Source organism: Devosia sp. YR412 (genome assembly GCF_900110945.1).
GTDB lineage: Bacteria > Pseudomonadota > Alphaproteobacteria > Rhizobiales > Devosiaceae > Devosia.
In genome coordinates this window covers 494,146-505,636 of the sequence record NZ_FOFL01000003.1, presented here as the reverse complement: position 1 = coordinate 505,636, position 11,491 = coordinate 494,146, and the positions used below count along the sequence as shown (strand labels likewise).

The 11,491-nt window shown below is 62.6% G+C and carries 11 protein-coding genes; 2 read left to right on the top strand and 9 right to left on the bottom strand.

Going from position 1 to position 11,491, the window contains the following annotated elements; translation table 11 throughout:
• Positions 1–116: 116 nt before the first annotated feature.
• The 3 genes from BM045_RS13720 to BM045_RS13710 form a co-directional block, all read right to left on the bottom strand.
• Entirely contained in the window at positions 117–1,352 is a 1,236-nt protein-coding gene (locus BM045_RS13720) for an outer membrane beta-barrel protein (RefSeq protein WP_170848506.1), read from the bottom strand.
• 135 nt (positions 1,353–1,487) lie between these two features.
• Positions 1,488–1,934, bottom strand: a complete 447-nt coding sequence (locus BM045_RS13715) for an NfeD family protein (RefSeq protein ID WP_244522999.1) — start codon at positions 1,932–1,934, stop codon at positions 1,488–1,490.
• Positions 1,935–1,941: 7 nt separating this feature from the next.
• Positions 1,942–2,925 carry an SPFH domain-containing protein gene (locus tag BM045_RS13710; RefSeq protein WP_092184232.1) on the bottom strand — a complete coding sequence of 328 codons (984 nt, stop codon included), beginning with the start codon at positions 2,923–2,925 and terminating at the stop codon, positions 1,942–1,944.
• Between the two features lie 140 nt (positions 2,926–3,065).
• On the opposite strand from BM045_RS13710, the gene BM045_RS13705 reads away from it, so the two are divergent.
• A complete protein-coding gene (locus BM045_RS13705; RefSeq protein ID WP_092184143.1) occupies positions 3,066–3,962 on the top strand; it encodes a non-homologous end joining protein Ku in 897 nt (298 codons plus the stop codon).
• 206 nt (positions 3,963–4,168) lie between these two features.
• Entirely contained in the window at positions 4,169–6,739 is a 2,571-nt protein-coding gene (gene ligD, locus BM045_RS13700) for a DNA ligase D (RefSeq protein ID WP_092184142.1), read from the top strand.
• Positions 6,740–7,505: 766 nt separating this feature from the next.
• On the opposite strand, the gene modB is transcribed toward ligD, so the two are convergent.
• The 6 genes from modB to BM045_RS13670 all read right to left on the bottom strand — a co-directional run bounded on the left by modB (position 7,506) and on the right by BM045_RS13670 (position 11,457).
• The gene (gene modB, locus BM045_RS13695; protein WP_092184140.1) at positions 7,506–8,186 is read right to left on the bottom strand and encodes a molybdate ABC transporter permease subunit; all 681 of its coding nucleotides are present in this window, start codon (positions 8,184–8,186) and stop codon (positions 7,506–7,508) included.
• 12 nt (positions 8,187–8,198) lie between these two features.
• Complete coding sequence (gene modA, locus BM045_RS13690; protein WP_092184138.1) at positions 8,199–8,930, bottom strand: molybdate ABC transporter substrate-binding protein; 732 nt, start codon at positions 8,928–8,930, stop codon at positions 8,199–8,201.
• A gap of 66 nt (positions 8,931–8,996) precedes the next feature.
• Positions 8,997–9,353 (bottom strand): winged helix-turn-helix domain-containing protein, encoded by a 357-nt coding sequence (locus BM045_RS13685; RefSeq protein ID WP_092184136.1) that lies wholly within the window; start codon positions 9,351–9,353, stop codon positions 8,997–8,999.
• Between the two features lies 1 nt (position 9,354).
• Positions 9,355–9,990 carry a bifunctional 4-hydroxy-2-oxoglutarate aldolase/2-dehydro-3-deoxy-phosphogluconate aldolase gene (eda, locus tag BM045_RS13680; RefSeq protein WP_170848505.1) on the bottom strand — a complete coding sequence of 212 codons (636 nt, stop codon included), beginning with the start codon at positions 9,988–9,990 and terminating at the stop codon, positions 9,355–9,357.
• A gap of 81 nt (positions 9,991–10,071) precedes the next feature.
• The gene (locus tag BM045_RS13675; protein WP_092184134.1) at positions 10,072–10,518 is read right to left on the bottom strand and encodes a hypothetical protein; all 447 of its coding nucleotides are present in this window, start codon (positions 10,516–10,518) and stop codon (positions 10,072–10,074) included.
• Between the two features lie 78 nt (positions 10,519–10,596).
• Positions 10,597–11,457, bottom strand: a complete 861-nt coding sequence (locus BM045_RS13670; RefSeq protein ID WP_139198792.1) for a c-type cytochrome — start codon at positions 11,455–11,457, stop codon at positions 10,597–10,599.
• Positions 11,458–11,491 lie beyond the last annotated feature (34 nt).

Below are 11,491 nucleotides of genomic sequence, written 5' to 3'. Positions count from 1 at the left end.
GACTGCGGCTCCAAGATCGGCTTTCTCACGGCCAATGTCGTCTACGCGCTCGACCGCGACGACATCCGCGAAGGCTTCCTCAAGGAACTCCGCAAGCTCGACTTAGACGACCACCTCTAACGAGAGACCTTCACGCCCATCGTGACGCGATGGGCGTCCTGCACGCCGTAAGACGTGGTGTCGGAATGGTCGAATTCGTAATCCGCCGTCACCGCCGTATGGGCGTTGACCGTATAGTCGGCGCCCAGGCCATAGCCATGGCCGGTCTCGACATTGGCGCTGCCTTCAAAGCGCGCCGTGTACCAGTCAGCAAAGGCCCGCAGCGCCAGCCAGGAATTGACCTTGTAGTTGACCCCGGCCGTCGCCGTGTAATCCACCCGCGTCGTGCCGGCATCGTCGGGCCGGGGCGGCGTTACCGTCGTGGCCAACGCAGCCGTCAGCCGCAGCGTTTCATCCGGCGTATAGGCGATCTGCGCGTCATAGAGCTGGCTGACCACTTCGCCGAGGCTGGCTACATCGAACTTGCGCAGGCCCATGCCGGCGGAGCCAGTGACTTCCAGATTGCTATTCCAGCGCCCGGTCACGCCGCCCTTCAGCGCATAATCGGTCGCATCCGTGCTGACGCCCAAGCTGGCCGACTGATAATCGAAAATATCGCGACCGGCACCGGCCAAGCCAAACACTTCAAAGATCGGCGTCGCCTGGAAGCCGACGCGCAAGCCGCTGTCCAGTGCCCAGTAATCCTGTTCGAAATTGTCGATCACCGTGCCATCGCGCAGCGTCGTCGGCCCATAGCTGGTGCGCTGGGCCGCGCCGGTCAGTGACACATTGAATTTGCCGAATTGCCGCGTCACACCGACATCGCCGCCACCAGTAATGGTCCGCGGCGCAATCGCAATATTAGGCGCTAGCCCTGGCGTGCCGGCAATCTGTTGGGTGATGGCGAAATTGGCATTGCCGTTGAGCCGCGTCACGCTGTCGAGCTGATAGCCCGTCTGCAGCCCCAGCCGCAGGGCCGTGACATCGACGCTATTGCCCTCATGCGGCCGCGTGATCTCGGCGCTGGCATCGAAATTGACCGCCGAGCGCGTACCGATATGCTCGAGCTTGACGGAGGGCACCAGTTGCACATCGAAACGCTCGCCGGCCGTCGCATTGGTATAGACGCCGCGCAGCCCGACCGACCAGTCGACATCGAAAAATGGATCATAGGGTTCGCCCAGGCCCGCGCTGCTCTCCAGCACCGGCCCCGTCGGATAGACGCCCGGCAGCAGCCGCTCGTTGTCGACGCCCGAACCATCGCCCGACGTCAGAGGATCGGCCAGCGCCGGCAGGACCAGCGCAAGCGTCACCACGCTCACCAATCCCAAACCTGTCGCCCGCAACCGCACCAGCATCCGCTCCGCCAACAAGAAATGGCCATGCGGCAGGTCGCCGGGCTCGGGTCTATCCTTCCACCATTATGGTTAAAAAAGCCTTGTCCGGCGCTAGTCCAGCGCCTCGACCATGAGCACAGCGCCCTCATTGCCGACAATCCGCACCCGCTGCCCGACCGGCAAATCCGCGCCGGCCACCCGCCACACCGTATCGCCCAGCACCACCCGGCCGAAGCCCTGCGCAATCGCCTGTTCCAGCACCGCCTCCTGCCCGATGAACTGATCCGCCCGCCGGTTCAGATACGGTCGATCCGTCACCGCCGGCCGCGACCGCGTCCACCGCACCCAGAGTGCGATGGACACCAGCGACAGCACGCCAAAGATCAGCCATTCCGCCGGCCAGCCGATCGGCCAGACCAGCGCCGCCACACCGGTGACGATGCCGGCAATGCCCATCCACAGCAGGAACCCGCCCGGCACCACCAGTTCCAGCGCCAGCAGCACCAGCCCGGCAATCAACCAGGCCCAGGGCCCGTTGCCGGCGATGAAATCAATCACCTGCATTTCAGGACTGGCCCGCCGACGGCGGCCGGCCTGGCCGCACCGGGACCGACGGCCCGCTGCCGCCAAATGCCTCGCGCGCAATCTCGGCAATGCCGCCAATCGACCCGATCACGCTGGCTGCCTCCACCGGCAGCATCAGCACCTTCTGGTTCGGCGAGGTGGCAATCTTGCCCAGCGCCTCGATATAGTTGTTCGCAACGAAATAGTTGATCGCCTGCACGCTGCCCGAGGCAATCGCCTCGCTGACCATGGTGGTGGCCCGCGCTTCCGCCTCGGCCGACCGCTCGCGCGCCTCGGCATCGCGGAAGGCGGCTTCCTTGCGCCCTTCGGCCTCCAGCACCTGCGCCTGCTTGGCGCCTTCCGCCTGCAGGATCGCTGACTGCCGCCGCCCCTCGGCCTCCAAGATTGCTGCCCGCTTCTCGCGCTCGGCCTTCATCTGCCGGCCCATCGAATCCACCAGGTCCTTGGGCGGATCGATATCCTTGATCTCGATACGGGTAATCTTGACACCCCAGGGCGATACCGCCGTATCCACCACCTTGAGAAGGCGATGGTTGATCTCGTCGCGGTTCGACAGCAGCTCGTCGAGGTCCATGGAACCCATCACCGTACGGATATTGGTCATGGTGAGGTTGAGAATGGCATTCTGCAGGTCCGACACTTCATAGGCCGCCGCCGCCGCATCGAGGATCTGGTAGAAGGTCACGCCATTGGCGGTGATCGACGCGTTGTCGCGGGTGATAACCTCCTGGTGCGGCACGTCGAGCACCTGCTCCATGACGTTGATCTTCTTGCCGACGCCATCGATGAAGGGGACGATCAGGTTCAGCCCCGGCTTCAGCGTGCGGGTATATTTGCCAAACCGCTCGATGGTGAAATTATAGCCCTGCGGCACTGTCTTGGCGCCGGCAAACAACACCAGCAGCGCCAGGATGCCCAGAGCGATCAGCGTAATGCTGAGCCCATCCAGCGCAAAGCCGTTCATCCAATCCATCGCTGATTCTCCCTTGGTCTTCATTGCCGCGAGCTTAGGGAGGAGACGGAGACGGCGCAACGCCGGGCGCGGCGGAACGAGTCACCATCGGGACTCGTTGCAAGGCCTGAACAGTCAGCGAGTGCTCCGCCATGCCAGCGTCCCGTCCGATCTGGAAAGGCCAGTTGCGCCTTTCCCTCGTTTCTATTGCCGTTGAACTCTATACCGCCACCAAGTCCAACGCCAAGCCGAGCTTCCGCCAGATCCACGAGCCCTCCGGCAAGCCGATCCACTATGAAAAAGTGGTCGACGGCATCGGCCCGATCGACACCTCGGACATCATGAAGGGCTATGAATATGAGAAGGGCGATTATGTCCTGCTCACGGAGGACGAGATCGACGCGGTCAAGCTCGAAACCCGCAAGACCCTCGAACTGACCCAGTTCGTCGGCGCCTGCGAGATCGATCCGCTGTATTTCGACAAGCCCTATTACATGGTCCCCGCCGACGATCTGGCCGACGACGCCTTCGTCGTCATCCGCGATGCCCTGCGCAAATCCAACAAGGTTGGCCTCGGCCAGCTCGCTCTGCGCGGCAAGGAATATCTCGTCGCCATCAAGCCTTCCGGCAAAGGCCTTCTTCTGGAAACCCTCCATTATGAGGAGGAGCTGCGGAAAGCCGACCCCTATTTCACCGACATTCCCTCCAAAAAGGCAGATCCCGACCTGCTCGAAGTCGCCACTGCGCTGATCGACAAGAAGACCGACAAGTTCGACGCCTCGGTGTTCAAGGATCACTACCAGACCGCGCTGCGCGAACTGATCGGCCGCAAGCTCAAGTCCAAAGGCCGCAAGATTTCCACCAAGGACGACGAACCGGAAAGCCGCCCCTCCGGCTCCAATGTCGTTGACCTGATGGCCGCGCTGAAATCCTCGCTCGAAGGCGGCAAGGCTCCGGCCAAATCCACCGCTAGCAAGCCGGCTGCCAAGACAACGACCGCCGCCAAGAAGCCGGCGGCCAAGCCTGCACCGCGGAAGAAGGCAAGCTAGCGATGTCTGGGCGGTCACAAAACTGCTGCATGCCCACGGCCCACCTCTCCCCAGAGGGGAGAGGTCGTCGCGCAGCGACGGGTGAGGGGTTCAGCGCAGGTAATGACAATCGATCCGTCCGCAACGCTGAACCCCTCACCCCAGCCCTCTCCCCTGAGGGGAGAGGGGGCGCGAGAGCCGAGACACCGGCCGGCGGGTTGGCATAAATGGCCACGAAACCCGCAACCGAACTCCTCCGCGAATACAATTCCAAGCGCGACTTCACCAAAACCCAGGAGCCGTCCGGCAAGGCCGGCGAAGGCGCGCCTGGTTACCGCTTCCTCGTCCAAAAACACGACGCCACACGCCTCCACTATGACTTCCGCATCGAATTGGATGGCGTGCTGAAGAGCTGGGCCGTCACCAAGGGTCCCTCCGACAATCCCGCCGACAAGCGCCTTGCCGTACGCGTCGAAGACCATCCGCTCGACTACGGCTCATTCGAAGGCACCATTCCCGAAGCCGAGTATGGCGGCGGCACCGTCATGCTCTGGGACGAAGGCACCTGGGAGCCGATCGGCGACCCGCATGCCGCCCTCGAAGCCGGAGATCTCAAGATGAAGATCAACGGCCACCGCATGAAGGGCGAATATGTCCTGGTCCACATGAAGGGCCGCGACACCAAGCGCAAATCCGGACCGCCACGCGAAAACTGGCTGCTCATCAAGCACAATGACGACCATGCCAAAGATACTGGCGAGCTGCTCACCGACCGCTTCACCAAGTCTGTGACCACCGGCCGCGATCTCGACGGCATTGCCAAGGGCCTCAAGCCCAAAAAGCAGAGCAAGACCAAAGCCGACGCGGTCTGGCATTCCGACGCCGCCAAGGCGGTCGATAATCCCCTGCCCAAAAAGCGCAGCGGCAAGACCGCTGATCTGCCCAAATTCCGCGAGCCGCAACTCGCCACCCTCGTCACCGACATTCCTGAGGGCAGCGACTGGGTCTTCGAGATGAAATACGACGGCTATCGCTGCCAGGCCGCCATCTCTGGCGATCAGGTCAGGCTCTATACCCGCACCGGCAAGGATTGGACCGAGCAGTTCGCCGCCATTGTCCCGCCCCTCACCCGCATCACCAAGGGCAGTGCCCTGATCGACGGCGAACTCTGCGCCTTCGACGCCAAGGGCCGCACAGATTTCTCGACGCTTAAGGACCACCTTTCCAATGGCGGCCCGCTGACCTTTTTCGCCTTCGACCTGCTCGAACTCGACGGCGTGGACCTCGCTAAACAACCGCTCACCGAGCGCAAGGCAAAACTCGAAAAACTGCTCGGCAAAATCGAGTCCTCGTCGCTAGTCCAGTTCTCGGCCCATGTCACCGGCAATGGCCAGAAGGTTTTCGACGCCATCGCCCGCGAAGGGCACGAAGGCATTATCGCCAAACAGGCCGAAGCAACCTATAGCGGCAGCCGCAATCGCAGCTGGCTCAAGATCAAGGCCAGCAAGCGCCAGGAATTTGTCATCGCCGGCTGGTCACCATCGACCAAGAAAAAAAGCTTCGCCTCCCTGCTGCTCGGCACCTGGGAAAACGGCAAGCTGGTCTATCGCGGTCGCGTCGGCACCGGCTTCACCGTGGACAGCGCCCACGACTTGCAGCAACAGCTCGACGCCCGCGCCCGTAAAACCTCACCCTTTGCCGAAGTGCCCAAACTCATCGCCCGCGGCGCCAGATGGGTCGCCCCGGAACTGGTCGCCGAAGTTGGCTATGCCGAGGTCACGCCCGACAATATCCTTCGCCACCCCTCTTTCCTGGGCCTCCGCGAAGACAAGCCGGCCGGCGACGTCGCCATGGAAAAACCCGTGGCTAAAACCAAGTCAGCCCCGCTCGGCACCCAGGCCGGCATCGCCGCCGCCGAAGCCGCCGGCATCAAGCTGACCAGCCCCGATCGCGTGGTCTATCCCGGCCAGGGCGTCACCAAGGCCGACCTCGTGGCCTATTATGCCGCCGTCGGAGAGCGCATGCTGCCCTATATCGAAAACCGCCCGCTCAGCCTTTTGCGCTGCCCACAAGGCCGCGCCAAATATTGCTTCTTCCAGAAGCACGATACCGGCGGCTTTCCCGATGCCATGAAGTCCCTGCTGATCACCGAAAAGGACGGCAGCAAGGAAGACTATTTCTACATCACCGACCTCGCCGGCCTGATCGCCGGCACGCAGATGAATGTCATGGAATGGCACCTCTGGGGATCTCGCATCAAAAGCGTCGAAAAGCCCGAGCGCATCATCTTCGACATCGACCCCGACGAAGGCCTCGGCTTCGCCGACGTCCGCGCCGCCGCCCAGACCATCCGCGAAGAATTGGACGCCTTCGGCCTCAACACCTATCCACTGATCAGCGGCGGCAAGGGCATTCACGTCATCGCCCCGCTCCGCGCCACCGCCGAATGGCCTGACGTCAAAGCCTTTTGCAAAGGCATCGCCCAGCGCCTCGCCGACCGTGAACCCGACCGTTTCGTCGCCACCATGAGCAAGGCCAAGCGCAAGGGCAAACTCTTCATCGACTATCTCCGCAACGAACGCGGCTCCACCGCCATCGCCCCCTGGTCCCCTCGCTCCCGCGAAGGCGCACCGGTCGCCGTGCCGATCAGCTGGGACGAGCTCGACGGCATCAAGGCGGCAAACCAGTTCTCTCTCGCCGACGCCGCGGAACGGGCCAGACAGCCTGATCCGTGGACGGATTATTTCGACGCCACGCAGTCGATCACCAAAACGATGCTGAAAAAACTGGCGGTCTAGAGGATTAGGGTGTGGTCGGGAGTGGAGCTCACCCTTCCCCTTGAGGGGAGGGAAGTGAGATAGGACTTAGCCCTTCGCTAATTCCGTCATCGAGCAGGAACGGGGTATCGGTCCAAGAACACCGAGTGCGTGGCCTACCCCCTCCCTTGATCCCTCCCCTCATGGGGCTTCGAGACGTCCCGAAGAGCAGATCGCTCCTGTGGAGCAATCTGAGGGGAGAAGGCCATGAGAGCTATGCTCGAATGGCGGGTTTTGACTGCTGGTTCAGTGGTCCGATCAAACAGTATTCACCCCATCATCCCCCTGCCCCACCAGCAAAAACCCGAAATCTATCCACGCCCCTCCAACCTGCCGCATACTGTTCCCATACCCGCCACACACGCGGCCCCGACGCAGGGCCGGGCGGGGCGACCGTGGGAGAGGGGCGCTTCTCCAGTGGGGTTGGAAACTCGGCAGCCGGACCTGCAAGAATGGTACCGCCTGAACCGGACCCTGTGCAAAAGCGGATCGTGACGGGCGGCCTTTGGGCCACTCTACTAAACTTTTCGGTCCAAAGGCCGCCCGTTACTCGTGATAACCGCACCGCAGGCGGCGCTTCGGCTCGCCTGTGTCATTTGGCCGGTAAGATTAGTCGAGATTCAGCTCAGGCTGAGTCGAAAATATCGGCTTTCGAGAACCGGAGCGGAGCGTACGTTTGGGTACGTGAGCACCGGAAGCGCAGAAAGGCGGTATTTGCAGACCAGCATCAGCTGAATATCGACTGATCTTAAGGCATGGGCACATTGACCCTTCGGTCGATTGTGAGAGTGACGGCAATCACCACAAAGGCAAACACCACCATGCCCAGCGCGATCACATGCGCCTCGGCCCATTGCAGCCGTTCCACATAATCGTAGAGCGCAATGGCAATCACCTTGGTCTGCCCCGGGATATTGCCGCCGATCATTAGCACCACGCCGAATTCCCCGACGGTATGGGCAAAAGTCATCACCGCACCGGTAATATAACCCGGCCGAGCCAAGGGCAGCGCCACGCGCCAGAAGCGCTGCCAGTTGGAGGCGCCGAGACTCGTCGCCGCCTCCAGCGCATCATCACCGATCGCCGCAAAGCCATTGCGCAAAGGCTGCACCATGAAGGGGAGCGAATAAAAGAACGAGCCGATCACCAGCCCCGTAAAGGAGAAGGCCAAAGTCCGCCCATCCCAGAGGCTGGCAATCCAGCCGCCCGGCCCATTGGGGCCGAGCGCGATGAGCAGGTAAAAGCCGAGCACTGTCGGCGGCAGCACCAGCGGCATCGAGACAATGGCGCCAACCACCTCGCGATAGCGGCTCCTGCTGCGCGCCAGCCACCAGGCGATCGGCGTGCCGATCAGAAGCAGGATGAGCGTATTGATGGTGGCGAGGGTCAGCGTCAGGCTGACCGGCGTCCAGATATCGGCAAAGCTCATCCTGCGGTCCGCTTATTCGACGACGTAGCCCGCTGCTTCTATCACGGCCACGGCGACATCGCTCTTGAGGAAGTCGATATAGGCCAAAGCCGCCGGATTGACTTCGCCCGTCTTGAGCAGCACGGCATCCTGGCGGATCGGCTCATAGAGATCGGCCGGCACCAGCCAGACCGAGGACTTGCCGACGACCTGGCTGGCCGCGGTGAAGCCGAGCTCGGCATTGCCGCTCTCGATGAACTGCAGCGTCTGGGTGATGTTCTCGCCGGTCACCAGCTTGGGTGTGACGGCCTCGGTCAGTCCCAGTGCGGCTAGGGCTTCGGTGGCAGCACGGCCATAGGGTGCCGTCTCGGGATCGGCGATGGCGATCTTCTCGAAATCCCCGCCCTCGAGAACAGCCTTACCATCACTCAGATCAAGGGAGGTCGAATAAAGCGCCAGCGCACCGATCGCATAAGTGAAGACGGTGCCATCGACACCGATGCCATCCTCGATGGATTTTGTCGGACGCACATCATCGGCCGAGAGAAACACTTCAAAGGGCGCACCTTGCGTCGCCTGGGTATAGAGCTGGCCAGTAGCGCCAAAGCTGTAGACGACATCATGGCCGGTTTCGGCCCTGAAGATCGGCGCCAGCTGCTCCGCCACTTTGGTGAAATTGGCGGCAACGGCAACGCTCACCGTCTCGGCATGGGCGGCGGTGGAGACAAGCAGGCCGGCCAGCATGGCCAGGAGGACGCGGTTCATCGAAAGCTCCGATATGGTTTGAAATCCATATCGGTTTTCACCCGCCATCACAGCACAGGGCAAGCGTTATTTCCGTACGAACATATCGCGCAAGGCGGCCACATCCTCGGCGATCGCCACCCGCGTCCTGTCCTGCATCTGGCGATAATGTGCCACCACGCTCTTGCCCGCATCGGTCAACTGCGCCCCGCCCTGCGTCGGGCCGCCCCGGCTGGATTCGACCAGCGCTTGGCCAAAGCCTTCGTTGAGCGCCTGCACCAGCCCCCAGGCCCTTTTGTAGCTCATGCCCATGGCCTTGCCGGCCGCCGAAATCGATCCGGTGCTGCTGATCAGCTCCAAAAGATCCGCCCGCCCCGGCCCGATATAGGCCGTTTCGCTCAGCGTGACCCTGAGATGGGTCAGGCCATCCTCGGGAACAGCCATCCTAGCCGCGCAGCGCCGAAGCCTCGCGCGCCAGCGCCTCGATCCGGCCCCAGTCATTCGAAGCCAGCGCATCCGCCGGCATGATCCACGACCCGCCGACGCAGATCACATTGGGCAGGCCGAGATAGACCTTGGCCTTGGCCGGATCGATGCCGCCCGTCGGGCAGAAGGTGATATCCGGCAGCGGCGAGGCAAACGCCTTCAGCACCGGCGCCCCGCCATTGGCCTCGGCCGGGAAGAATTTGAGAAAACTATAGCCCCGCTCGGCCGCCGTCATTGCCTCGCTCGGCGTCGCAATGCCCGGCAGCAGCGGAATGCCGATATCGTCGGCGGCATCCAGTATCCGCGGCGAAATCCCCGGCGACACCATGAAGCGGCAACCAGCATCGACCGACTGCTTCATATGCAAAGCCGAGCGCACCGTGCCCGAACCGACGATAGCGCCAGTCACCTTGGCCATCTCTTCCATGACCTTGAGCGCATTGGGCGTGCGCAAAGTCACCTCGAGGATCGGCAGTCCACCGGCCACCAGCGCCTCGGCCAGCGGCCGCGCCTGGCTCACGTCATCGAGAATGATGACCGGCACCACGGGCGCAAGCGAGAGGATGGAGCGGATGGCGGCGGCATCTTGCGGCATGATCGGTCCTCGAACTGTTGGCCAAGCGTTAGGTCGCCGCGAAACTTCCCGCAAGCCCGTTCCTTGAAAATTTCGAGGCTCCTAGCGACCCAACGCGTAGCGCCGGTGATAGGCTAGATAGCTGGGAGCGGGCCGAAACAGGTCCTCGTCCGGCAAAGCCAGCGAACCGCGCAGCGCCGAGAGCATGTCGCGATCGAGCAGATCGCCATGCGGAACGACGATGCGATAGTCGTCTTCGATGGTGATCAGCCCGTCGCGAAATGGCCGCACCAACGAATGCAGCATCGGCAGATAATTGGCGATGGCCAGCGGGCCACCCTGCTCACGCGGCTGGATGGCGACGACGTCCAGATCACGGTGGAGATGCATCACCGGCTTCTCGAACTGCGCCCCGGTCAGCGCGCAGCGATAGCGATAGACCAGCAGCACCACGGCCTGCAAATCGGTATGGGCATTGATGGGATGGTCTTCGGAGGCAAAGCCGCGCTGCGCCTCTTCGCCCAGTCCATCATCGTCGGTCTCGACCATCAACTTCCCCGGGCCAGTCCGAGGAAGACCTTACGTGGAACTACCGGCCTTGCAAGCAACGCTTCTGGGTGGATCGGATCATTCCGCCATCAGATATTCCGCCACGGCAGCGCGATCTTCTGGCGTCCACAGCGAGGTGGAATCCTTGATAACTTCGCCCATCGGGCCACCCAGCACATCAAAGCCCGGCGTGAAACCGTCCAGCAAGGCTTGCGCCAGCGTCTCCTCGTCATAACCATCGCCAATCAAGGCATCGCGAGTGATGGCCGGGGCGCGGCCACCGGTACCGCCGGGCGAGCCGGCAAAGGCCTGGTCCCATTGCACCGCGCCCAGCGCATTGCGCGGGCTGTGGCAGGCCACGCAATGGGCCGGCCCCATGGCGAGATATTTGCCACGGTTATAGGCCTCGGACTTGCCTTCCTCGGGCACGAAGCGCGCTGGAGAGAAGAACAGGTTTTTCCAGCCCGCCATGGCGAGGCGGATGTTGAAGGGGAACGGAATCTGGCTTTCGGCGGCGGGTTCGCTGACCGGCTCGGTCGCCATCAACGCCGCATAGAGATCGACGATCTCCTGGTCGCTCATCAGCGTGTAATTCTCATAGGGGAAGGCCGGGTACAGATGCCCCTGCGGTCCCATGCCATTGCTCATGGCGTCAGAAAACTGCGCCACGGTCCAGCTGCCGATACCGGCATTCGGATCCGAGGTGATATTGGGCGGCACGAACGTGCCGAACGGGGTTTCGAGACCCGCGCCGCCGGAGAGGAAGGCCTTACCATTGGCGACATCGGTGTGGCAGGCCACACAACCGCCGAGCCGGATCAGGTAGTCGCCGCGGGTTGCGTCACCGACCAGCGTCAGGTCGCGCGGCGGGCCGTTGACCGGTTTGAGAAAATACACTGCAGCACCTGCGGCGATCACCGCCAGAACTCCCAGAATCACCAGTCCACGCCGCATCGCTCAACCCTCTGCGCTG